This is a genomic window from Sporolactobacillus sp. BBK16-2, assembly GCF_059878335.1.
In genome coordinates, this window is the sequence record NZ_CM187611.1 from 3,486,191 (window position 1) to 3,508,972 (window position 22,782).

22 protein-coding genes and 3 tRNA genes are annotated in these 22,782 nt (G+C 43.7%); 6 read left to right on the plus strand and 19 right to left on the minus strand.

What is annotated here, in order from left to right; all coding sequences use genetic code 11:
- Window positions 1–23 precede the first annotated feature (23 nt).
- The 9 genes from AC6F33_RS17140 to AC6F33_RS17180 all read right to left on the minus strand — a co-directional run bounded on the left by AC6F33_RS17140 (window position 24) and on the right by AC6F33_RS17180 (window position 8,672).
- Entirely contained in the window at window positions 24–1,370 is a 1,347-nt protein-coding gene (locus AC6F33_RS17140) for an ISLre2 family transposase (protein WP_480947438.1), read from the minus strand.
- 280 nt (window positions 1,371–1,650) lie between these two features.
- Window positions 1,651–1,723 (minus strand) — tRNA-Phe (locus tag AC6F33_RS17145).
- Window positions 1,724–1,730: 7 nt separating this feature from the next.
- A tRNA-Asp gene (locus AC6F33_RS17150) sits at window positions 1,731–1,806 on the minus strand.
- Window positions 1,807–1,809: 3 nt separating this feature from the next.
- Window positions 1,810–1,886 (minus strand) — tRNA-Met (locus tag AC6F33_RS17155).
- Window positions 1,887–2,111: 225 nt separating this feature from the next.
- A complete protein-coding gene (locus AC6F33_RS17160) occupies window positions 2,112–3,398 on the minus strand; it encodes an adenylosuccinate synthase (RefSeq protein WP_255748709.1) in 1,287 nt (428 codons plus the stop codon).
- A gap of 150 nt (window positions 3,399–3,548) precedes the next feature.
- The gene (gene dnaB, locus AC6F33_RS17165) at window positions 3,549–4,919 is read right to left on the minus strand and encodes a replicative DNA helicase (RefSeq protein ID WP_255748708.1); all 1,371 of its coding nucleotides are present in this window, start codon (window positions 4,917–4,919) and stop codon (window positions 3,549–3,551) included.
- Window positions 4,920–5,154: 235 nt separating this feature from the next.
- Window positions 5,155–5,598, minus strand: a complete 444-nt coding sequence (gene rplI, locus AC6F33_RS17170) for a 50S ribosomal protein L9 (protein ID WP_255748707.1) — start codon at window positions 5,596–5,598, stop codon at window positions 5,155–5,157.
- Window positions 5,599–7,578 carry a DHH family phosphoesterase gene (locus AC6F33_RS17175; RefSeq protein ID WP_255748706.1) on the minus strand — a complete coding sequence of 660 codons (1,980 nt, stop codon included), beginning with the start codon at window positions 7,576–7,578 and terminating at the stop codon, window positions 5,599–5,601.
- A gap of 146 nt (window positions 7,579–7,724) precedes the next feature.
- On the minus strand, window positions 7,725–8,672 hold the full coding sequence (locus AC6F33_RS17180) for a YybS family protein (protein WP_255748705.1): 948 nt from the start codon (window positions 8,670–8,672) through the stop codon (window positions 7,725–7,727).
- Between the two features lie 474 nt (window positions 8,673–9,146).
- Between AC6F33_RS17180 and AC6F33_RS17185 the strand changes: the two genes are divergently transcribed.
- The 5 genes from AC6F33_RS17185 (at window position 9,147) to AC6F33_RS17205 (ending at window position 12,932) form a co-directional block, all read left to right on the plus strand.
- Window positions 9,147–10,082, plus strand: a complete 936-nt coding sequence (locus AC6F33_RS17185) for a cation diffusion facilitator family transporter (protein WP_255748704.1) — start codon at window positions 9,147–9,149, stop codon at window positions 10,080–10,082.
- Between the two features lie 123 nt (window positions 10,083–10,205).
- Window positions 10,206–10,676, plus strand: a complete 471-nt coding sequence (locus AC6F33_RS17190; RefSeq protein WP_500777522.1) for a chemotaxis protein CheW — start codon at window positions 10,206–10,208, stop codon at window positions 10,674–10,676.
- A 53-nt stretch (window positions 10,677–10,729) separates the two neighbouring features.
- Window positions 10,730–11,389, plus strand: a complete 660-nt coding sequence (locus tag AC6F33_RS17195; RefSeq protein WP_255748702.1) for an HD domain-containing protein — start codon at window positions 10,730–10,732, stop codon at window positions 11,387–11,389.
- A 98-nt stretch (window positions 11,390–11,487) separates the two neighbouring features.
- On the plus strand, window positions 11,488–12,057 hold the full coding sequence (locus AC6F33_RS17200) for a DUF420 domain-containing protein (protein ID WP_500777523.1): 570 nt from the start codon (window positions 11,488–11,490) through the stop codon (window positions 12,055–12,057).
- A 185-nt stretch (window positions 12,058–12,242) separates the two neighbouring features.
- On the plus strand, window positions 12,243–12,932 hold the full coding sequence (locus tag AC6F33_RS17205; protein WP_500777524.1) for a glutamine amidotransferase-related protein: 690 nt from the start codon (window positions 12,243–12,245) through the stop codon (window positions 12,930–12,932).
- A gap of 129 nt (window positions 12,933–13,061) precedes the next feature.
- On the opposite strand, the gene rpsR is transcribed toward AC6F33_RS17205, so the two are convergent.
- From rpsR to AC6F33_RS17235, 6 genes are all read right to left on the minus strand, one after another.
- Window positions 13,062–13,292, minus strand: coding sequence for a 30S ribosomal protein S18 (gene rpsR, locus AC6F33_RS17210; RefSeq protein ID WP_255748700.1), 231 nt, complete (start codon window positions 13,290–13,292; stop codon window positions 13,062–13,064).
- 37 nt (window positions 13,293–13,329) lie between these two features.
- The gene (gene ssb, locus AC6F33_RS17215) at window positions 13,330–13,854 is read right to left on the minus strand and encodes a single-stranded DNA-binding protein (RefSeq protein ID WP_255748699.1); all 525 of its coding nucleotides are present in this window, start codon (window positions 13,852–13,854) and stop codon (window positions 13,330–13,332) included.
- 31 nt (window positions 13,855–13,885) lie between these two features.
- On the minus strand, window positions 13,886–14,191 hold the full coding sequence (rpsF, locus tag AC6F33_RS17220) for a 30S ribosomal protein S6 (RefSeq protein ID WP_255748698.1): 306 nt from the start codon (window positions 14,189–14,191) through the stop codon (window positions 13,886–13,888).
- Between the two features lie 122 nt (window positions 14,192–14,313).
- Entirely contained in the window at window positions 14,314–15,414 is a 1,101-nt protein-coding gene (gene ychF, locus AC6F33_RS17225; RefSeq protein WP_500777525.1) for a redox-regulated ATPase YchF, read from the minus strand.
- A gap of 81 nt (window positions 15,415–15,495) precedes the next feature.
- A complete protein-coding gene (locus AC6F33_RS17230) occupies window positions 15,496–15,702 on the minus strand; it encodes a DUF951 domain-containing protein (protein ID WP_255748696.1) in 207 nt (68 codons plus the stop codon).
- 87 nt (window positions 15,703–15,789) lie between these two features.
- Entirely contained in the window at window positions 15,790–17,172 is a 1,383-nt protein-coding gene (locus tag AC6F33_RS17235) for a glycine--tRNA ligase (protein WP_255748739.1), read from the minus strand.
- Between the two features lie 506 nt (window positions 17,173–17,678).
- On the opposite strand from AC6F33_RS17235, the gene yyaC reads away from it, so the two are divergent.
- A complete protein-coding gene (gene yyaC, locus AC6F33_RS17240; protein ID WP_500777526.1) occupies window positions 17,679–18,284 on the plus strand; it encodes a spore protease YyaC in 606 nt (201 codons plus the stop codon).
- A 276-nt stretch (window positions 18,285–18,560) separates the two neighbouring features.
- On the opposite strand, the gene AC6F33_RS17245 is transcribed toward yyaC, so the two are convergent.
- The 4 genes from AC6F33_RS17245 to rsmG form a co-directional block, all read right to left on the minus strand.
- On the minus strand, window positions 18,561–19,421 hold the full coding sequence (locus AC6F33_RS17245; RefSeq protein WP_255748694.1) for a ParB/RepB/Spo0J family partition protein: 861 nt from the start codon (window positions 19,419–19,421) through the stop codon (window positions 18,561–18,563).
- Window positions 19,414–20,175, minus strand: coding sequence for a ParA family protein (locus AC6F33_RS17250; protein WP_255748692.1), 762 nt, complete (start codon window positions 20,173–20,175; stop codon window positions 19,414–19,416). Before AC6F33_RS17250 ends, AC6F33_RS17245 begins: the two co-directional genes overlap by 8 nt.
- A 926-nt stretch (window positions 20,176–21,101) precedes the next feature.
- Window positions 21,102–21,974, minus strand: coding sequence for a nucleoid occlusion protein (gene noc / locus AC6F33_RS17255; protein WP_500777527.1), 873 nt, complete (start codon window positions 21,972–21,974; stop codon window positions 21,102–21,104).
- An 84-nt stretch (window positions 21,975–22,058) separates the two neighbouring features.
- Complete coding sequence (rsmG, locus tag AC6F33_RS17260; protein WP_255748690.1) at window positions 22,059–22,766, minus strand: 16S rRNA (guanine(527)-N(7))-methyltransferase RsmG; 708 nt, start codon at window positions 22,764–22,766, stop codon at window positions 22,059–22,061.
- Window positions 22,767–22,782: the final 16 nt, after the last annotated feature.

Below are 22,782 nucleotides of genomic sequence, written 5' to 3' on the forward strand. Positions count from 1 at the left end.
CCTTGTTGAATCTTTGTTGTCTTTTAAAAACCTTTCAGCGCCTTCAGTGCCCGATGTATCGGAATGCCTGATTTACCTTGCAGATACTGTAAGTTGCCTTGCGCCCATTCACCCACGGTATGCGTGACTTTCTCCACGTAGTGTTTCGGAGGTTTTGCCTCGTCCTGCTTGACCTCATTCCAACGGTCCATGCGACCAAACAGCGTTTGGAGACCCATGTGATCCATCTGGGCAACCAGGCCGTTCATCATCGCCTGTTTCCCTTTCTCGACCCAACTGCGGCCGTTCTTCATGCGTTTGGCCAATTGGCTCATCGTCGCTTCCGCACTACCCATTGTCCGCATCCCCTCCGTGTTGATCGCGAATGTTTCCAGCCATTTTCGATAATCGCCTAATGCTTCCGGATAGTTCTCAAGTTGCTGGATGAGTGCCTCCAGCCGTTCTTCCTGTGTTTCGCTTTCAAGAGTGCCAACCGCACTATTGAGTTCAGTCACCACCGCTGTGCCATCCCAGGCGCGCAAGGCTTTTCGAACGTTTTTGTACCGAGGATGCCCGAAAAACAGACGGCGAATGTCCCGAATCACGTGGAAGCGGTCGATACAAAAGAAGGCACGATCTCGGAAATAGTCGCGACAAGCCGTTATCCAGCTGGCTCCGTCTCCGTTAATGACTAGCTTGTGCACGATGGGGTCGTAATCATAGGTCTCTGTCAAGAAATCCTCGAGCGCTTCCCAAAATGGCTGCTTCCCTCGGTGGATGAAATGGCGCTTCTCTTTCAGTTGGATCCGCTTCCCGTTTTCTTCCCATCCTTGATGGATCTTGGCCACGCGTTCCTCCTTGCCTCGCACGCCTTTTTCCTGATGCTTGACAAACAAACCGTCGACCTCGATAAAAAGAACTTGATGATGGATCGTTTCCCGTGGGTTCGGGATCGGTGTCGTCTCAAGCAGATGCCGCCGAATCGCTTCATGACTGATGGCCGAATAGCCAAGAAACGTCTCCAGAGCCCGGGCTGCCTTGCGATAGGATGGGCCCTGAATCGCCAGTTCAATCGCTGCTTCCTCAACCATCGGGCTGAGATGACCGGCATTTTCAAAGTCCAAATACCGATCCAGGAGATAGACATATTCGTTCTGGGTTCGGTCGCGATAGTACGTGCGTTCGACCGTGAGTTCACCGAAAAGGCTGGTGATTTGAAGCGGGCGTTTACTCACCCATCGATACTGTTTTTTATCTCGTTCGTCGGCAATCTGTTGGTCCATATCCTCCAAGAGCTTTTTCATCACTTGAGCAAAGGTTTCCTGTACCTGTCGCCAGACCAGTTGTTCCAATTGTTTTAAATTCATGTACACTGTGCTATTCTGTTTCATGAGGGTGCTCCTTCCGAATCGTTGTGCTCAACTTTGATTCTACCAAGGGGTCACCCTCTTTTCCATAGCGATCGCTTCTCGGCCCTACCGCGCTACCGCTTGGTGTCCTTGATTTCCAGTTAACGGATATTTCCATTAGCTGGAAATCAAGGCTATTTTTCTGCCTACAATTATTTTACTCCTACGAAACAGGAAAAAGCCTCTGATTGATCTCAGAGACTTTTCCCACTTAAGTACCATTTCTATTAAGAGCGTTTTATCGCTTATGTTTGGCAAAACATGGCTCGAGGCGGAATCGAACCACCGACACGAGGATTTTCAGTCCTCTGCTCTACCGACTGAGCTACCGAGCCATAATAATGGCGGATCCGAGCGGATTTGAACCGCCGATCTCCTGCGTGACAGGCAGGCATGTTAACCCCTACACCACGGATCCATTTGGTTGCGGGGGCAGGATTTGAACCTACGACCTTCGGGTTATGAGCCCGACGAGCTACCAGACTGCTCCACCCCGCGATATTATTAAAAAGAAAAGCATGTCTTTTTGCGGCACAAGAAATATTTTACCATGGTCGCTTTATTAACGCAAGTTTTTTTTGAAATTGATTCTTTGAACCTCGAGGACAGGCCGGGAATCTCGAACCTGATAAGCAGCTTTCTGCTTTGAAAAATAATATTAAAAATGCCACAGCCTCTTTAAGGATGGCCATGACATCAACTTTTATTCCATTAATTTTTAGATTAGCGGAAGGGATTGCGCACTTCAATGGTTTGCGTACGGTCCGGACCGACAGAGAACAGTGACAGACCAACCTGAGTTAACTGTGCAATCCGTTCAATATAGTGACGAGCATTTGGAGGAAGATCAGAAAGCGATTTTGCTCCGGTAATATCTTCTTTCCAACCAGGCATTTCTTCGTAAATCGGTTCGCATTCAGCAAGAACATTTAAACTGGCCGGGAATTCTTCAATCAGTTTTCCCTTATATTTATAAGCTTTGCAAATTTTTACCGTTTCGAGTCCGGTGAGGACGTCCACACAATTCAGCGAGAGATCCGTCAGACCGCTGACACGGCGCGAATGACGAACGACTACGCTGTCAAACCAGCCGACACGGCGTGCACGTCCGGTTACTGTTCCATATTCATGACCGACTTCACGAATCTGATCACCAATTGCATCGGTAAGTTCTGTTGGAAACGGACCGTCCCCGACACGAGTTGTGTATGCTTTCGCACAACCGACAACGTGATTAATTTTTGATGGACCAACACCAGCGCCAATCGTGACGCCACCGGCTACCGGATTGGAGGAGGTGACGAATGGATACGTGCCTTGATCAATATCCAGCATGCATCCTTGTGCGCCTTCAAACAGGACGCGTTTACCGGCATCAAGTGCATCGTTCAAAACGACAGAAGTATCGCACACGAGAGGTCTCAAGCGTTCTCCGTATCCAATGTATTCATCATAAATATCATCAATATTGAAGCCTTCGGTATCATAGAACTTCTCAAGAAGTCGATTTTTCTCTCTTAGATTTTTCGCCAACTTCGCTCGGAAGGTCTCCGGCTCCAGAAGATCAGCCATCCGGATGCCGACACGCGCCGCTTTATCCATATAAGCAGGACCAATGCCCTTCTGCGTTGTACCGATCTTGGACGCACCCTTGTTTTCTTCTTCAAGCATATCCAGCTTCAAGTGATAAGGGAGGATCACATGGGCACGGTTGCTGATACGCAAATTATCCGTGCTCACACCGCTCTCCTTCATGTAGTCCAATTCTCTGCACAGGGACTTAGGATTGACAACCATTCCGTTCCCAAGAACACAGATCTTTTCTTTATAAAGAATTCCTGATGGCATTAATCGTAATTTGTACGTCTTGCCGTTCCAGACGATTGTATGCCCGGCATTATCTCCGCCTTGATAGCGTGAAACTACTTCCGAGTTCTCAGAAAGGTAGTCGGTAATCTTTCCTTTCCCTTCATCGCCCCACTGTGCGCCAACAACAACAACAGAAGACATTCACTTAGCCCCCAACTTCTACAAAATAATATTTTAGTTCACTAAAGCCACTATTAAGTCTAACAGGAATTAGTTTTAAAAGTCAATGAGGAGACGAACATTTCGAGCTCCGTTTTATTAATTGTTCGGATTAGAACATGTAGAAAACCATTATGCGCCTCTTGGTATATCATCATCACTGTGTTTCCGATCAATATTGACGAATTTACTGTATTCTTTAACAAAAGCCAGTTCGACGGTACCTACCGGACCATTACGCTGCTTAGCAATAATGATTTCTATTATGTTCTGCTTTTCGCTTTCTTTATTGTAGTAATCATCACGATATAGGAACGCAACAACATCAGCATCCTGTTCAATACTTCCAGATTCGCGGATATCGCTCATCATCGGACGTTTATCTTGACGTGCTTCCACGCCACGCGACAGCTGTGAGAGCGCAATAACCGGTACATCCAGTTCTCTGGCCATCGCTTTTAGTGTTCGCGAAATTTCGGATACTTCTTGCTGACGATTCTCTTGTCTTTGACCGCCGCCGGAACCCATGATCAGCTGCAGGTAGTCAATCATCACCATATCCAGACCTTTTTCCTGCTTCAGTCTTCGGCATTTGGAACGGATATCGTTGACACGAATACCCGGAGAATCGTCAATGTAAATACCCGCACGTGACAGGCTGCCCATTGCATACGTCAGCTTTTGCCAATCTTCATCCTCCAAGCTGCCTGTTCGCAGCTTCTGAGCATTAATATTCCCTTCTGCGCACAACATACGCATTGCCAGTTGTTTTGCTCCCATTTCCAAACTGAAAATCGCGACATTTGCCTCGTTTTTAATGGCAACATTCTGCGCAATATTAAGAGCAAAGGCTGTCTTACCTACAGAGGGACGAGCGGCGACAATAACAAGATCGCTTTTTTGGAAGCCTGCGGTCATCCGGTCAAGTTCAAGAAAGCCGGTTGGTGTGCCGGTGACATCATCCTTGCGTTTTTGCAGCATTTCAATATTGTCATAGGTTTCAATCAGCACATCCTTGATCGATTGAAATTCACCATTCCGCTTTCGCTCAGCTACTTCAAGTATTTTCCGTTCTGCATCATCTAGAATGCCCTCGACACCATCATCACGCGTATAGCCATCGGAAACAATTTGTGTTGCTGTTCGTATCAAACGGCGAAGTGTTGCTTTTTCAGAAACAATGGAGCAGTAATACTCAATGTTGGCAGCTGTCGGTGCAGATCCTGCCAGCTCCGCCAAATAAGATACCCCGCCGATCTCCTCAAGCCGCTTTGAATTCTGAAGTGCATTCGTTACTGTGACCACATCGACCGGTTCGTTCCGTTCTGAAAGATCCAGCATCACCGAGAAAATAAGCTGGTGGCTTGTCCGGTAAAAGTCGTCCGGAACAAGTAGCTCAGAAGCAGTAATCACCGTTGAAGGCTCAAGAAAAATTGCACCGAGCACCGCTTGCTCCGCTTCCATATTGTGCGGGGGAATCCGGTCAGCAAATAAATCGCTCATATCGCCCCTCCTTCTAAAACATTGATATTTTATTGGCCGCTCCGCTTACCGCTTTTTTGATAACAACGGTTAAGAACTTGCTGCATCAAATCGACAAACTTTTCAACAGTTTGAAAGGCGCGAAAATCCCTTTTCACGGATAAGCCAATAAATAATAACAAGCTGCATAATCCTTTAATAAGACCAAACCGTTAAAATCCGCCGAGGTGCGCCGGCACCGGGCGGATAGAATTTTTCATTCTTCTGTTACATGTACTTTAACCTTTGCTGAAACCTGCGGATGCAGCTTCAATGGAACATCTGTATAACCTAAGCTGCGAATCGGTTCCGGTAAATCAATTTTCCGTTTATCAATAGAAATCTTCGCTTTTTTAAGAGATTGCGCGATTTGTTTACTGGTAATTGAGCCAAACAGTCGGCCGCCTTCTCCGGATTTTGCTTTCATCTCGATCGTCATGTTTTCAATTTTTTCTTTCAGCGCGATCGCTTCAAGGCGCTCATTTTCCTCAACTTCTTGGCGCTTCTTCTTTTGCGCTTCCAATTGACTCATGCTGCCCTTATTTGCTTCTACTGCCACTTTCTTTGGCAACAGATAATTACGGGCATAACCCTCTGATACATCCTTGATTTCCCCTGCTTTTCCTTTTCCCTTTACATCTTTCAGAAAAATAACTTTCATTTAGGATAGACCTCCTTCAAGATACAGATCAATTGCGTGAGTGACACGAGTGGTCGCCTCTTCAATCGTTGTGTCTGCCATCTGTGTCGCAGCATTGTTCAAATGGCCGCCTCCGCCGATACTCTCCATGATTACCTGGACATTCAAATCACCAAGTGAGCGTGCACTGACGCCGATTTGTCCATCGGTTCGTTTGCCAATGACAAACGAGGTACGGATTCCTTCGAGCATCAACATTGTATCGGCCGTTTGTGCAAGAAGTACCTGATCATAGACTTGATCATCTTTACCCACGGCAATTGCAATATTCGTTTTATAGAGCTGTGTTCTGCGAATTAATTCCGCACGCTGATTGAACTGGTCCAAATCATCGCAAAGAAACTTCTGCACTAAGATTGTGTCCGCACCATGCGCACGCAAATACGAAGCGGCATCGAATGTTCGAAAACCTGTTCGAAGTGTAAAATTTTTCGTATCAACAGCAATGCCGCCGAGCATGGCTGTCGCTTCAATCAGATCCAAAGGACGCTCATTGGGCTGATATTCAAGAAGCTCAGTAACCAGTTCGGATGTTGACGAAGCATACGGCTCCATGTAGACAAGTACTGGATCCTTGATAAACTCCTCAGCTCTGCGGTGATGGTCGATAACCACTACACGATGAACGCTGCTGAGCAGCTGTGAGTTAACGACCATCGACGGACGATGCGTATCAACAATGACCATAAGCGTTCGTTTCGTTATTTGGTCAGCTGCCTGATCAGCACTGATGAGATTCGACCATAGATTCTTTTGTTTTTTCAATTCCTCAAGCAGTTTCGAAACACCGGAAACATTATTTGCTTGATCCATAATAATTTTGGCACTCCGCCCATTCGCATGAGCGATCTTTAAGATGCCGATACACGAACCGATTGAATCCAGATCCGGAGCACGGTGACCCATAATCATCACTTGATCGCTTTCCAGCATGAGCTCAGACAATGCATGTGAAATCACACGCGCGCGCACTCTTGTACGTTTTTCCACCGGATTCGATTTACCGCCGTAGAAACGTACATCACCGTCCGGACGTTTAATGACTGCTTGATCACCACCGCGTCCAAGCCCCAGGTCCAAGGCTGACTGAGCATAACTTCCCAAATCCTCAAGCGACACCGTGCCTGCTCCGACACCAATACTCAACGTCAAAGGAATGTGGCTGAGCGGAACCGTAATCTCTCGCACTTTATCCAAAATTAAAAAATGCTGTTCCTCTATAGAGTGAAGCAATCGTTCATTCATGACCGCGAGAAATCGATCTGAAGCCGTACGGCGGAGATAGATACCATGTTCTGATGCCCAGTTCTTAATGATCGTCGTTGTTTCATTATTAATCGTGCTGCGCACCTGATCTTCAAGGCCCTGTGTTACTTCATCATAGTTATCCAGGAAGATGAGTGCGAGAACCGTTTTTTCATTGTAATAGTGTTTCTTAATTTCCAGAATGTCCGTAATATCGGTAAAGTAAAGCAGTTTCTCCTGCCGTTTTAAACGCACGCGGTATTGCCGTTCATTTAACGCAATGATCATTGATTCCTTATCAGACGCGATTAATTTGCTTAGCGGTTCGGCAATTTCATTTAATGGCCGACCAATGGCCGTATTTCCATCCTCTTCAGTAATTTGATTCAAGTACGGGTTGCACCACTGCACACGTTCTCCCCCATCATACAGCAGAATACCAATCGGCATATGAAGCAAAGCTTCATTGCCTACCTTCTTCAACCGGTATGACAAACCCGCTGCATACTGAATCAATTCCTTGTCAAATTGACGCTCATTAATTAAAAACCACAAAACGGACAAGGCAAGAAGCACAAGTCCGGCAATAGCCAACAGCCAATTTAAAAAGGCAATGAATACGAGGAACAGAAGAAACAGCAGACCGATTACGATTAGCAAATCGCTGCGCCAACGATGTTTAAATTGGTTTGCCAAGATTATTCCAGCTCCCACAGGCCGCATTTTCCGTACTCATCGTGCGAGTAACTTCAATTCCCAACACGAATCAATCAGCTTTGAAAGATAAGCCTGACCATTTTATTATTGAGAAAAAAGGCTGTATCTGTTCGTGATTAAACTACTTACAGCTTCTTCTGGCCAATTCTTTTCCGAAGATTGAAACCTAGATCAATTATACCCAATATACATACCAATTGCAGTAACAAGAATCCAAAAATAAGCGTCAACAAAGTCACTGTAATTGGAATTATCAGCGGGAATTTCCGCATATATGTGTAGTAAAAAATAAGACTGAATCCCTGAACAGCAAGCAAAATACGCAGGATAAAGTCGACATTAAGTACAGCTGTATAAATCGGTGCCGTCTGATCTGCACCTCCGAACCATCCGATAAACAATACGGCTAAATAGAGCCAGATAATGCTTCTCGGCACCTGCCACATGCGGAACGGCACCCAATGCGGCGCCTCAACCTTCAGTTTGCGCAAAATCGGCAGACTGATTAATTCAACAACCAAGGCGTAAAAAACTCCTGCAATGATAATGACCAGTGGTGTAAGATGTACAAGCGTACCGCTCAGCAGCTTGTATTGTGTCATCAATTCATCTGTACTCTGATTCAGCATCGGCTTCATTTGCGTTACGGTTTGCTGAAATGAATCATTAAGAGCGGATTGTACCGCTGTTGCCGGATTAAAGCGAAAAGCCAGCACGGACACTGCCAGACAGATAATTAATACCGCAATGTTGGTCAAACTTCCAGCCAACAGAAGTGCGAAAGCGGATTTTTTCAAATAAACCATATAACCAATTACAACTCCGAGTACCATGAAAAAGAGTGGGAGTAACAAATAAAACGAGTGATCCAAGATGACCAGAAACAAAAGTCCAAGCCCAAAAACACCCAAGGCAGGTTTCCAGCCGTCCTTAGCCGCTAGAAACATGAGCGGCAGAGGAATAAGCCATATGGTCAGTAATGACACATAGGGCAAGAAAAAAGTTAAAACAATTAACAAATATAATGAAATCGTTGCAAGCGCTCCGCGAAGCAAAGCGTTCCGATCACTCATAGTGACACCTCTCAGCTTGGGCTGTGCAGAATTATCTAACCTGCATTCCGTATTACAAACATGATGAGCCATTTGCCTAAGATTAAGTGGAATTTTCGCTAATCAAGATTTTACTAGTCCGCTTAAGGAGGCGTTAATTTGCCTCTTTATCACCAACACAACTTGGCAACACCATAATTTTTATTATAATACAAAAGCACTTTTTAATGAAAGAGCGATCTTTTCCTTGCAATTTACATTAGACCTTCTATAATTGATAATGTTATCTTAAAACAAAAAGAAAGCGTTTTATTTAAAAGCTCAACCTCGCTTTCCTTGCTATAATTAGTGACCAATTTTATCAACGAGAGTTGGTACCATCATGAATACATTAACAGTGAACATAAATTTTTTTAAAAAGGCGGTCCGCTTGCGGATTGCCTTTTCTGTTTCCCGACTTGCCTCGGGCAAACAATTTAAGGAGTGTGAATCATTATGACCTATGAAGGACCAAAAGCCCTGCTAACCGCATGGGTCAGTCTCGTAAGCAACCTGCTTCTAACGCTAATAAAAATCATCTTCGGATTGATCTTCCATAGTACAGCTCTTGTGGCTGACGGCGTGCACAATGGAGGCGACGTTATTGCATCCATTGCCACCATCGGTTCTATGAAGTTGTCTAATCACCCGGCCGACCGGGAGCATCCTTACGGACACGGAAAAGCAGAAGACATTTCAACCGCATTCATTTCTATTGTCCTGATCGTTGCCGCATTATTTCTAACGTATGAGGCCGTCAAAGCGTTGTTCGGACCGATATCATCCGTAAGCATCTGGGCATTTGCTGCTGCTCTTTTCTCTGCTTTGGCAAAGTGGATGCTGTATATTTACACAAAAAAGGGAGCTGATCGCTATCACAGCAAGAGTCTGCATGCAACCGCTGCCGATCACTTGGCCGATATCTATGCATCAATTGCTGCAGCACTTGGGCTCGGGATCGGCTGGATCGGGACTGTTTTTGATCTTCCCTACACACATTACGGCGATCCGGTAGCAGGTATCGTTGTATCTATTCTGATTTTAAGAATTGCTATTGTGATGATTATTCAAGCCACCAATGTGCTTATGGAAAGCAGTGTTGATGAAAAAGCACAGGAGAAATATCGTCAAGTTTTCCTTTCATTTCCAGAGGTCAAAGTCATTGATATTTTACGCGCACGCGAACATGGAAATGCAGTGCTCATTGATGCACAAATTCGAATCCCAGGTTCTTATACCATTCAAGAAGGCGACGACCTTACCGAAGCTATTCGTTCAAAAATGATTCGTACTTATCCCGATGTGGAAGAAGTCCTGATCCACATCAATCCCTGGTATAAGGATCAAATATTAGTCGAACCGGATTCCGTGCCTCATTTAGGAAAAAAATGACGCGCACGAACTTTTCGTTTATAGTATTAAGTAATTTCTGATCCTGTTCGAAATAGATACTAGAAGGTTATAATCATTGACCTTGCCTAGACAGAATAATTTAGTGAGGTGATCAATATGGTGATGAGTTCAGAAGACTGTATAGGTATTTCATTATTTGTTGGCGCTCAAGAAATTGGTGTTTTAATTAAAGACATTCAGGAAATCCTTGAGCCAGTCCAGATCCTGCCCGTCCCGGTTACCCATTCTTTTTTTGCAGGACTCATTTCCGTGCGAGGATCAATTATTCCCGTTCTTTCATTAAACCTCGCTTTTCATGCATCAGAGAATCCGTTCTCGAATAAAGATAAAAAATACGTTGTCTGCGTTTCAGGATCGGAGACCGCAGCGCTGAGCATCGATGCGGTCGGCGATACGTTTACTTTCGAACCCGGACAATTGGCCGATGCGACAAAAGATGCGACAAATCCCTACGGTCTGATCACGAAGACTGTTGCATTTCAGGATAAAGAAATGCCGCTGCTCAGCATCAAGGAATTGATACGGTTTACCACCGGTTTGAATGCAAAAGAACGGGAAGTTGTCGGATACTAAGCAGTTAACCAGAGCTTACAAATCAAATAGTTACTAAGCGGGAGGAGACATTTATGGGCATTCATAAATACTTTCAAAGCTTATCTGACCTGGAAGGCATTTACCGCTGTCCAGGCGTTTTTAAATACCAAGAACACTCCGTTGCCAGTCACTCATTTAAAGTAGCCACCATTGTGCAGTTCCTAGCAACAGTTGAAGCCGAGGACGGACAAGATGTGGATTGGAAAACGGTCTATGAAAAGGCAATCAACCATGATTATTCTGAATTGTTTACTGGCGATATTAAAACACCGGTAAAGTATGCATTGCCCAAACTTCGAGAGCTCTTCTCTCAAGTTGAAGGGTCCATGACACAGGAATATCTGGATAAAGAATTTCCCAAGCAATTCCGCCAAGTTTACGAGGCACGATTTAAGGAAGGCAAGGACCGGTCTTTGGAAGGACGAATCCTTGCAGTAGCAGATAAAATAGATTTGCTGTATGAAGCTTATGGAGAAATTCAAAAAGGAAATCCTGAGCCCTTATTTTTCCAAATTTACAAAGAAGCACTCACTTCAATCATTCAGTTCAGCGATATGGCATCGGTTCGTTATTTCATCCATGTAATTCTTAAAGAAATGATTGAAGAAGAAATCACCTCGCACACGCGAATTAAATCAATCACAGAACATTTGCTACGTGCTGACAAAAATGCATCACCATCGGAAGATTAAGGTTTTGCTTCATCTGAACTTTTTCCTTGATTCCTCTTTGCTTCTCTCCTATGATTAAGTAAATGTGTCTGTTTTATGACAAAAGGAGTTGCCTAGCTATGCAGAAATCAACGGACTCGCTGAATAGTAACGACAAGGCGAAGAGCAACAGACGCTATGTCGTATCAATTCTTGCTTTTTCCGTGGTCGCTGACGTATTAATCCTCTTGCTTTTCTTTGCACCGTTTATCGGATACAAGGGGCACATCGGATTTGATGTCTATCTGCTTCCACGATTTAACGCGATTTTTAACAGTTTTACTTTTATTTTTCTCATCGCTGCACTTGTAGCAATTAAGAATAAGAAGATCAACGTGCATCGTGGGTTCATTCTCGCGGCCTTTACTTCAACATTGCTCTTCTTAGTATCCTATTTATCTTTTCACTATCTTGCGCCGCCTCCTCACTACGGCGCTTCGGGTATCATTCGTCCCATCTATTTTTTCATACTGATTACACATAGCGCGCTGGCTGCATTTGTTGTACCGCTCGCCTTGCTCTCACTCGTGTGGGGTTGGACCATGCAGATCGGGAAGCATAAGCGAATTGTCCGTTGGACGATGCCAATCTGGCTTTATGTAAGCTTAACAGGAGTCATTGTCTATGTGATGATGGCACCATACTATTAATCATCAAGATGAGGATGTCTCAAAGTCAAAACCGGACTTTTGAGACATCCTCTTTTTTTATTAAAAAAAGGGGGCAAAGGTCAACGAATATCACGCATCTTAGCTATAAGGTAGTGAAAAATTGCTATACAACAGGGATACGTTTGTTTATAATAACTTTTTATATTAACGAGGGGGGATTTTATATGCCTGAAAGAATTGGAATCATTGGAGATTTCAATGAAAACTTAAAAAATCACACTGCAATTAATGAAGCTCTGACGACCAGTAGACAAGAACTATATCCAAATTTGGAGTTTGAATGGTTATCCACTAAAAATCTACATAACAGTGAACTAAGTCTATATAATGGGCTTTGGTTAGCACCCGGCGGACCTTATCAATCAGATGGAAATGTGTTAGCTGCTCTGAAATGGATTAGGGAATCAAAACACGTGCCCTTCCTCGGAAATTGCAGTGGTTTTCAATATGGGATTATTGAATTCATGAAAAATGTAATAGGATTAATCGATGTAAACACTGAAGAAGTTGATGCCCACGCAGAAAATAAAGTTGTGTCTCAATTATCCTGTTCACTCCATGGAAATATTAGACAATCTGTATTTATAAATGAAGGCACCGAGGCTTATAAACTCTTTCAAAAGAATAAAATTACTGAGACCTACAATTGTAATTATGGATTGAACCTTAACTATCAAAAAATTCTAAACGATAGTGGATTCATTGTCGCGGGTGTCAATGAGGATGGAGAAGCCAGAATTCTTGAGCTGCCTGATCATGATTTTTATTTCTTAACATTATTTCAACCTGCAATGAATACAAGCAAAGAGCAACCGCATCCACTAATTACTCATTTTCTACAAACATGCCTATAAATAATGAACAGATAGGCGACTTTCCCAGCTTTCCCTCTTCATATTCATAGGTACAAATTGCGGAACGCAAAAAAGAGGCCGTCTCAGAACTTCATCAAGCTCTTGAGACAGCCTCTTTAGTTTATATCATCATTCCGTAGTGTACGGAAGTAAAGCCATTTGACGTGCGCGTTTGATCGCTCTTGTCAGTTGACGTTGGTATTTCGCGCTTGTTCCGGTTACACGACGAGGCAAAATTTTTCCTCGTTCAGAAATGAATCGTCTGAGCAAATCAACATCCTTATAATCAATGTAAGTAATGTGATTAACGGTAAAGAAACATACCTTACGGCGCTTACCACGTGAGCGGCGTTCTGCCATATTCGGCACCTCCTTAGTTTTCAATTGAATTCAGCAATTAGAACGGCAGATCGTCATCCGATATATCAATCGGCTTACTGTCGCCTGCGAAAGGATCTTCAAAAGAAGGAGCGCCCTGGTTCTGACCTGAGCTGTTATTTTGGTTACTGGACGGTGAAGGCGCATAGCCGCCTCGCTGCTGACTTGAAGATGCTGCCGATGCACCGCTCGGGGCATAATTGCCGCCGTCTGCATGTCTAGTGCTTTTCGGTTCAAGGAACTGCACACTATCAGCTACCACTTCCGTCACATAAACCCGTCGACCTTCGTTATTCTCATAACTGCGTGTCTGAATGCGACCGTCTACGCCTGCCAAACTTCCTTTTTGCAGGAAATTGGCTGCGTTCTCAGCTTGTCTTCTCCAGACAACGACCGGTATAAAATCAGCCTCTCGTTCTCCTTGCTGATTCGAGAACGGGCGATTCACAGCGATCGTGAAGCTAGTCACAGCAACACCATTCGGCGTATACCGCAGTTCCGGATTTTTCGTCAGCCGGCCAACCAGAACAACACGATTGATCATCAGGATCTAACCCCTTTCTTTTTTAAATCAATTATTTCGCTTCTTCAGGTTTGCGTTCGTCTTTAATCGTCATGAAGCGGAGTACATCTTCATTGATTTTGACCAGACGATCAAATTCATTGATGGCTTCGCTGCCGGCGGTTACATACAGAACAACATAGGCACCGGTATTCACGTCATTAATTTCATAGGCTAAACGTCGTTTGCCCATTTCCTTAACTTCGTTGATTTCGGCGCCGTTATCCGTCAGAATGGAAGCCAGTTTTTCCTTAACGGCTTTTTCCTGTTCTTCTTCCAGATCCGGACGGAGAATGTACATAATTTCGTATTTGCGCACAATCATTCACCTCCCCTTGGACTAAGCGGCTCCATTAAAGGAGCAGAGAGCAAGTTTACTCACTCATAGATCAATATGATAGCATAGTTCGCCCGTCGATTCAAGTTATTTTCAAAATTTCGTTATACGTTGAAACGGAAGTTAACGATGTCCCCATCCTGCATCACATAATCTTTTCCTTCAAGACGCAGACGTCCCATTTCTTTTGCTGCAGATTCCGAACCGGCCGCAATAAGATCTTCATAAGAAACAATTTCAGCACGGATAAAACCGCGTTCGAAATCTGAATGAATAATACCCGCTGCCTGCGGTGCCTTCGTTCCTTTTCGGAACGTCCAAGCCCGTACTTCCTTTTCTCCTGCTGTAAAGTACGTTGCGAGGCCAAGCAGATCATAGGCTTTGGCAATTAAGCGATCAAGACCGGAGGAATCCAAACCTAATTCCTCAAGAAATACTTTCTTTTCTTCTCCATCAAGTTCGGCAATTTCAGATTCAATGCGGGCTGAAATGACGACAACCTCTGCCCCATCTTTTTCAGCAAATGCTTTAACCGCCTGTACATATGGATTTTCATCAGAGGCAGATACATCGTCTTCTGAAGTATTGGCCACATAAAGGACAGGCTTCTTCGTCAGAAAGTTAAAAGCCTTGATTGCTGCTTCCTCATCCTCGGTTAGTGCGACATGCCTTGCCGGTATGCCCGCTTCAAACGCATCTTTTAACTTTTTCAAGGCAGCATACTCAACGATTGATGCCTTATCTTTCTGCTTTGCCAATTTTTCTACACGGTCAATCCGTTTATTCACCTGTTCCATATCTGATAGAACCAGTTCGAGATTAATCGTTTCAATATCATCGATTGGATCAATTTTTCCGGATACATGAGTGATGTTCTTGTCTTCGAAGCAGCGTACAACATGAGAAATCGCATCAACTTGGCGAATATTTGCCAAAAATTGATTACCAAGTCCTTCTCCTTTGCTTGCACCTTTAACCAATCCGGCGATATCAGTGAATTCAAATGTCGTCGAGATGGTTTTCTTCGGATGGTACATCTCAGTTAATTGATCAAGTCGTTCATCGGGTACACTGACGATCCCGACATTGGGCTCAATCGTGCAGAATGGATAGTTAGCCATTTCTGCTCCAGCCTGTGTAATTGCGTTAAACAACGTTGATTTGCCGACATTCGGCAAACCGACAATACCTGTAGTCAAGCTCATTTACCTTCAACCCCCTGGGTTTTTCTTACCACTTCAACAAAGATGGCGCTTACCGCAGCCTTATCCCTTTATAGGCGCCCTTTAGGCTTCGGAACCATGCTCAAGAATCTTCTTAACCTTACGTTGGAATTCACTTCTCGGCATCATGACGCTGTGTCCGCAGCCGAGACACTTGATACGAATATCCGCACCCATGCGTATAACTTTCCATTGATTTTCACCGCATGGATGAGACTTTTTCATCTCTACAACATCATTCAGATCGAAACTGATACGAGGATTCGGCATAGTCCTTCCTCCAATATTGGGAAATTTCTTCAATGCTATAAAAAAGGTTACTGGTTTACCATAAATCAAAGAGCACGATCTGTGTCGTTAAAATGCAATCTTTTCTTTAAGAAAGGCTGATAGTTCGTCGATTGGCAACCGAACTTGCTCCATCGTATCGCGGTCACGTACGGTTACCTTGCCGTCTTCTTTTGAATCAAAGTCATAAGTGATACAGAACGGCGTACCGATTTCGTCCTGGCGACGGTAACGTTTGCCGATCGAGCCGGTTTCATCATAATCAACCATATAATCTTTTGCCAGTTCCTGATAAACAGCCATCGCTTCTTCGCCTAGTTTCTTAGAAAGCGGCAAAATTGCTGCTTTATATGGTGCCAAAGCCGGATGGAAGTGAAGCACAGTTCGCGTATCCTTTTCACTAATCTTCTCTTCTTCATAAGCTTCGGCCAGAAATGCTAGTGTCACGCGGTCGGCGCCGAGTGACGGCTCAATGACATAAGGAATGTACCGTTCATTATTGTTTTGATCAATATACTGGAGATCCTGACCCGAAACCTCCATATGACGGCGAAGATCATAATCAGTACGTGAGGAAAGACTGGATAATTCGCCCCATCCGAATGGGAACAAGTATTCAATATCCGTTGTCGCGTTGCTGTAGTGCGGTAATTCTTCTTTTTCGTGATCACGCAGACGCAGATTTTCTGCCTTTACATTTAATGATTTCAACCATTCATAGCCAAAAGTTCGCCAGTATTGAAACCATTTTCCATCTTCTCCCGGTTTGCAGAAGAATTCTAGTTCAAGCTGTTCGAATTCTCTTGTTCTGAATGTAAAGTTTCCTGGCGTTATTTCATTTCTAAATGATTTTCCTACCTGGCCGATACCGAATGGTATTTTTTTACGCATCGTCCGCTGCACATTTTTGAAATTGACGAAAATCCCCTGTGCTGTTTCGGGACGAAGAAAAATTTCATCTTTCGCTGTTTCTGTCACGCCCTGATACGTTTTGAACATGAGATTGAACTGGCGAATTGACGTGAAATCATGCTCGCCACATTCCGGGCAAGGAATATGATGCTCCTCGATAAGCTGTTGCATCGTTTCGAAAGTCAGACCATCTACCGGTCCAGGAAGCTCTGCCTGTGGAATATTGCTTTCAATAAGCTTATCTGCACGGAAACGTGATTTGCACTTTTTGCAGTCGATCATTGGATCGTTGAAATTCGTGATATGTCCGGATGCTTCCCATGTTTTCGGATTCATCAGGATGGCAGCATCGAGTCCTACATTATAAGGCGATTCCTGCACAAATTTTTTCCACCATGCTTTTTTGACATTGTTTTTCAATTCAACACCGATTGGACCATAATCCCACGTATTAGCCAATCCGCCGTATATTTCCGATCCTGGGAAGATAATGCCCCTTTGCTTAGCCAAGTTCACAACCTGTTCCATTGTTTTACTCATGTCTTTTGCTCCTTTGACAAAATAAAATAAGCTTCCATCCACTAGGCTCCTGCCTAGGGACGAAAGCTTTTGTTTGCTCACGCGGTTCCACCCTAATTGGTGCGAATACTTCGCACCCGCTCGATCATGCAATGGCTCAAGAACGCCTTCCTCATCTGCCGCAATCAGGCTTGCACTTTTCCTGAATCGCTTAATACGGCTGCAATGAGTACTTCTTTCCTTCATCGCCTTCTTATTACATTGTGAAGCTTGCTTTTCTGATACATAGTATATCCTATTTCTTATGAAAAAGACAGATTTTTAGCATACTCAACAGTAAAATTTATCTTATTATGTGGTCCAGCATATCACTTTTTTTTTGAGTATTTTGCATTTCCGAACAACTGATCAGGCGAATGGAATTGAAATGCAACTTAACGTAAAAACTATCTGCCTTTTCATCCTGTTTTCAGATGTATAAATGTCTTCCCTTTTTCATATACTGTTGATACTTGGGAGGCGAATCTATGAATCTGAAATTCGATCAAGGATCAGGGCAAATGCTCACAGCACAAGTTCATTATCAGGATTTAGGCAATCACCATGCGCTTATCCAAGCCATACGTCATTTGTTGCCGGCAATCGGAACGTCTTCAATCGTTATTGTTTGCATCGGCACGGACCGTTCAACAGGCGATGCGCTCGGTCCTCTTGTCGGCTCTTATCTTGAACGACGTCATCTGCCAGATGCCTCTATTTACGGAACTTTGGAAAAACCGGTACACGCTATGAATCTCCAGGAAACACTTGCCCTGATCACAGCTTCCCATAAAAATCCATTTATTATTGGTATTGACGCTTGTCTTGGAAAGCAAAAGAACATTGGTAAAATTAACATAGCAGAGGGTCCGGTTCTGCCTGGCGCGGGGGTTAAAAAAGAGCTTGTGCCTGTCGGTGATATGAACATCACCGGTGTTGTCAACATCAGCGGCTTCATGGAATACTCAGTTCTTCAAAATACACGTCTTCATATCGTTATGAGTTTATCTCAAGTAATCGGACAATGCCTTAGTGTCGCTCTCCTTTCAAATAGGAAGGGACGACTATTATCAAAGCTGCTTTTAATGGATTAAAACGATGAGAACGTTGAAGAATACGTATACTGGCAAATCGGTTGTGGGAACATAATGTCATCAGATTATAGTAGATAACTGGGGACCATCTCAATTTTACAGATTACCATATTTAAAATAGTGTTTTGTTACAGTTATAGGCAGCTCATGTCATTCCTTATAATGGGCTTATTTGTAAAAATCCCGTACCTCCGTACTTTTAGCTTACTAAAGATGCACCGCTTACTGAAATGAGAATGGAAGTCCACGATAAATAAAAAAAGAAGAAGCGACTGCTCAGAGTCGTCCTTCCATAATATCAATTAAACGATATAAATCCTCTGCAGAATAGTAATCCAGTTCAATTTTACCCTTTCCCTTTTTCAAACTAGGTTTTACTTTTACTGCAGTACCGTATTTTTCTCTTAATCCATAGACCCGATCCTTTAACTCAGCGGGCATTGCCCATTGTTTCTTTTTCGATGTTTCACGTGGAACATGATGGTTGAGCTGCTGGATAAGTGCTTCGAGCTGACGGACATTCATCTGCTCCTTGATGACTTTGTCAACAACCGGCGCCATTTGTTTTTTATCCTTCAAACCAGCAAGCGCACGGCCATGACCCATTGAAAGTTTTCCCTGTTCAATCAATGCTGCAACTGCCGAATCCAGTTGCAGCAGTCGTAAATGGTTCGTAATATGAGGTCTGCTTTTCCCAAGTTTTTTTGCCAATTCGTCTTGAGTCAAGTGCAGACCATCCATCAATTTTCTGTAGGCTTCTGCTTCCTCAATCGGATTAAGATTCTCACGCTGCAGATTTTCAATCAACGCGATCTGCATCATTGCTTCATCGGACAGTTCCTTGACCACAACGGGTACAGTCGTCATTTGGGCTTGTTTTGCAGCTCGAAAGCGCCGTTCGCCGACGACAATATCATAGCCTTTTATACTTTTTCGAACAACGAGAGGCTGAATAATCCCATGTTCTTTGATCGAGCTTGCAAGTTCATCCAATGCCTGTTGATCAAACTTTTTCCGTGGCTGATATGGATTCGGACGCAGTTCGTTTAGCTTAACATGCTCCACCGCATTATCTAATTCTTCATTAAACGCCGTGGGAAAGAAAGCATCTAAGCCTTTTCCTAATGCTTTAGGCATTCGTGATCACTTCCTTAGCGAAGTCTAAATACACTTCGGCCCCTTTTGACCTGGAGTCATACATAATAATTGGCTGTCCGTGGCTTGGCGCTTCACTCAATCGTACATTACGTGGAATAATTGTTTTAAACACTCGATCTTGGAAGTATTTTTTTACTTCTTGAATGACTTGCAGTCCAAGATTTGTTCGCGCATCAAGCATTGTCAGCAAAACGCCTTCAATCGCAAGATGATGATTCAAATGCTTCTGGACAAGGCGGACCGTGTTCAATAGCTGACTCAGTCCCTCCAGTGCATAATACTCGCATTGTACCGGAATAATTACGGCATCAGCAGCTGTCAATGCATTAATGGTTAGCAGTCCAAGCGACGGCGGACAATCAATGACTATGTAGTCATATGAGTCCTTCACCTTTTCTATGGCATGCTTTAGGCGAATCTCTCTTGATATTGTTGATACCAATTCAATCTCCGCACCTGCCAGTTGAATAGCCGAAGGAACAACGTCAAGATTTTCAATTGCGGAACTATGGATCACTTTTGAAATTTCAACCTCATCTACGAGAACATCGTATATACATTCATCGACATCGCCTTTGTCTACACCTGAGCCGCTTGTTGCATTTCCTTGAGGATCAATATCAATCATTAATACCTTGCAGCCTAATGTAGCCATGCAGGCACTGAGATTAACCGCTGTCGTTGTTTTGCCGACACCGCCTTTTTGGTTGGCAATTGCCAATGTTTTACTCACACTTCCACCTACTCTCAATCTTCAATCGCTACACTTCATTTTATCATGAATTGATTCAATCAGGGCAGTGTTACACGAATTTAACCATAAGAAACCTCGGTTTGAGCAAGATTTTGACGAAAGAAAGGGGGAAATTTATGCAGCAGCGGCGTTTTTTCTAAAAACAGTGCTAAATTGTGCTAAAGCTCAGTGCATATTTAGTCATCTATACTTGAATTTTCAGCACCTAACAATGAATAATTTTAAATCATTTACACTTACTAAGAAAAACCGGGCAAAAAACGCCCGGTCTTTAATCTCCAGCCATGTGTGATTGGTTTGTGTCTTTACAGTGTTGAATCATCGCTTCGGTTGCTCGCATCAACTGAGCACGACCGCGGGCGCACCGCGAGCCTCCTCAGACAAGCAGAAATCTGCGGGGTCTCGCTGGCACGCTGATCCCGCAGGCGTCTCGCACCTCCGCTTTGATTCTCGGTCAAGACACTGGTTTATTCGTTTAAATATGGGGTAAAATCTTATACTTTCTTTACTTGTAAGAAAAACCGGGCAAAAAACGCTCGGTCCTTACTTTCACAGGACGTGATGGCTTTCGCGTTGCATACAGGACGTATGCGTAGTTAGCGAAAGCTCCTTTACACTTGCGAAAGTTCCCTTTTTTTAGCATTGATTTGTGTCTTTATGGTGCTGAATCATCACTTCGGTTGCTCGCATCAACTGAGCGCGACCGCGGGCGCACCACGAGCCTCCTCAGACAAGCAGAAATTAGCGAGGTTTCGCTGGCACCTGATCCCGCAGGCGTCTCGCACCTCCGCTTTGATTCTCGGTCAAGACACTGGTTTATTCGTTTAAATATGGGGCAAAATCTTATACTTTCTTAATTTGTAAAAAAAGAACCATCATCATTGATGGCCCTCCTTAAATCATCTTTATTTTTTCTTTGGAATACGTATGGTAAATTGATAATAATCGCCCATATCTTGTTCTTGTGTGTCAATATCCAGTCCGGAGTCAGTGACCATATGAACGGATTGTCTAATTGTATTGACTGCAATTCTCGAGTCTCTGCTCAGTGAAAATCGTCTATTCTTTTTTTCATCGTCCGCTTTATTAACAGCACTTTTCTCCAGGTAGTGCTTCACTTTCGCTTCGGTCTGCTTCACGTTTAGCTGCTTTGATATGATCTCATCAAGCATTTTTTCCTGCATACCTGGATCCTTAAGAATAATTAACGCACGTGCATGACGTTCAGAAATCTTCTTTTCGAGTATGGCACTTTGAACAGATGATGGTAATTTCAACAATCGCAGTTTGTTTGCAATTGTTGACTGTCCCCTGCCCAGTTTAGTCGCTAGGCTTTCTTGAGTCAGTCCGTGTATATCAATGAGCCGTGCATAAGCCATTGCCTCTTCAATCGCCGTTAATTCTTCTCTCTGCAAGTTTTCAATTAACGCAATTGAAGCCGATTGATCATCATTTAAAGGTTTAATAATTGCGGGTATTGTTTCCCAACCGAGAGATGAAACAGCCCTCCAACGACGCTCACCGGCAATAATTTCATATTTATCTCCGGTTGGTCGAAGCACAATCGGTTGAATCACTCCATGTTCTTCAATTGTAGCCGCTAGTTCATGAATTTTTTCTGGATCAAAGACAGAGCGCGGCTGATACTGATTCGGCGTTATTAAAGCAACCTTGATCTCCTGGACCCTTGCTTGCTCAAGTTCCTGCTCCGCATCTAAAGCAGCTGCTGTTTCTTCCTGTTCGTTATGATTGAAAATCTTTGAAAAATGATTTTTCATGCTCGCACCACCACCTTAGCTCTCTGACTTTACTATTCTTCTCGCAAACAACAATTCCTGCTGTGAATGTTCCACGTGGAACAATTAAAGTGGACTTTTCATTGGAATACCCGGTTTTCTAGGGTATTTTTTTGCAGTTGGTGAAATTTTATCAATGCGCACCAGTGATCTTTTTCCATTATTTTCTGGAAGATCAAGTGTTACGACACGAATTAATTTTCCACCTAGTTGCTTCATTGCATTCTCCGCCTGTTGAACCTCATCCTCCGCACTGCTTCCTTTAAGCGCAATAAAACTCCCGCCAAGGCAAACCAGCGGCAAGCAGTACTCTGAAAGTACGGACAATTTAGCAACCGCCCGCGCAGTCACGAGGTCAAAACTTTCACGTATGCCCGGCTTCCGCGCAAAATCCTCAGCGCGATCATGGCAAAGTGTTACATAGTCCAATCCAAGTTTGTCAACTACTGCCTGCAGAAAGGTTAATCTTTTTTGCAGCGAATCAACAATGGTCAGCTTAAGCCTAGGAAACAGGATTTTCATAGGGATTCCGGGAAAACCGGCACCGGATCCAACATCGCAGAGCGTTTGCACCTCTTGAATCGAAAAGTAAAAACAAGGGGTCAGTGAGTCGAAAAAATGTTTAATCATAACTTCATTCGGATCCGTTATTGCTGTTAAATTCATTTTCTTATTCCATTCAATCAGCATTTCATAATAGAGTTGAAATTGATCAATTTGCAACTCAGATAATTGAATGTTTTTTTCACTCAACAGTTTTTCTAAACCGTCCATAACATCCTCCTGCAAA

What these genes read in the sequence shown, in the direction of transcription:
- ychF (WP_500777525.1), bottom strand. Translation starts at nt 15,414, where the DNA reads ATGAGCTTGACTACAGGTATTGTCGGTTTGCCGAATGTCGGCAAATCA.
- ssb (WP_255748699.1), bottom strand. Translation starts at nt 13,854, where the DNA reads ATGATCAATCGTGTTGTTCTGGTTGGCCGGCTGACGAAAAATCCGGAA.
- rplI (WP_255748707.1), bottom strand. Translation starts at nt 5,598, where the DNA reads ATGAAAGTTATTTTTCTGAAAGATGTAAAGGGAAAAGGAAAAGCAGGG.
- AC6F33_RS17200 (WP_500777523.1), top strand. Translation starts at nt 11,488, where the DNA reads ATGCAGAAATCAACGGACTCGCTGAATAGTAACGACAAGGCGAAGAGC.
- rsmG (WP_255748690.1), bottom strand. Translation starts at nt 22,766, where the DNA reads ATGGACGGTTTAGAAAAACTGTTGAGTGAAAAAAACATTCAATTATCT.
- AC6F33_RS17185 (WP_255748704.1), top strand. Translation starts at nt 9,147, where the DNA reads ATGACCTATGAAGGACCAAAAGCCCTGCTAACCGCATGGGTCAGTCTC.
- AC6F33_RS17180 (WP_255748705.1), bottom strand. Translation starts at nt 8,672, where the DNA reads ATGAGTGATCGGAACGCTTTGCTTCGCGGAGCGCTTGCAACGATTTCA.
- AC6F33_RS17245 (WP_255748694.1), bottom strand. Translation starts at nt 19,421, where the DNA reads ATGCCTAAAGCATTAGGAAAAGGCTTAGATGCTTTCTTTCCCACGGCG.
- AC6F33_RS17190 (WP_500777522.1), top strand. Translation starts at nt 10,206, where the DNA reads ATGAGTTCAGAAGACTGTATAGGTATTTCATTATTTGTTGGCGCTCAA.
- rpsR (WP_255748700.1), bottom strand. Translation starts at nt 13,292, where the DNA reads ATGGCAGAACGCCGCTCACGTGGTAAGCGCCGTAAGGTATGTTTCTTT.
- noc (WP_500777527.1), bottom strand. Translation starts at nt 21,974, where the DNA reads ATGAAAAATCATTTTTCAAAGATTTTCAATCATAACGAACAGGAAGAA.
- dnaB (WP_255748708.1), bottom strand. Translation starts at nt 4,919, where the DNA reads ATGAGCGATTTATTTGCTGACCGGATTCCCCCGCACAATATGGAAGCG.
- AC6F33_RS17195 (WP_255748702.1), top strand. Translation starts at nt 10,730, where the DNA reads ATGGGCATTCATAAATACTTTCAAAGCTTATCTGACCTGGAAGGCATT.
- yyaC (WP_500777526.1), top strand. Translation starts at nt 17,679, where the DNA reads ATGAATCTGAAATTCGATCAAGGATCAGGGCAAATGCTCACAGCACAA.
- AC6F33_RS17205 (WP_500777524.1), top strand. Translation starts at nt 12,243, where the DNA reads ATGCCTGAAAGAATTGGAATCATTGGAGATTTCAATGAAAACTTAAAA.
- AC6F33_RS17230 (WP_255748696.1), bottom strand. Translation starts at nt 15,702, where the DNA reads ATGCCGAATCCTCGTATCAGTTTCGATCTGAATGATGTTGTAGAGATG.
- AC6F33_RS17160 (WP_255748709.1), bottom strand. Translation starts at nt 3,398, where the DNA reads ATGTCTTCTGTTGTTGTTGTTGGCGCACAGTGGGGCGATGAAGGGAAA.
- AC6F33_RS17235 (WP_255748739.1), bottom strand. Translation starts at nt 17,172, where the DNA reads ATGAGTAAAACAATGGAACAGGTTGTGAACTTGGCTAAGCAAAGGGGC.
- AC6F33_RS17140 (WP_480947438.1), bottom strand. Translation starts at nt 1,370, where the DNA reads ATGAAACAGAATAGCACAGTGTACATGAATTTAAAACAATTGGAACAA.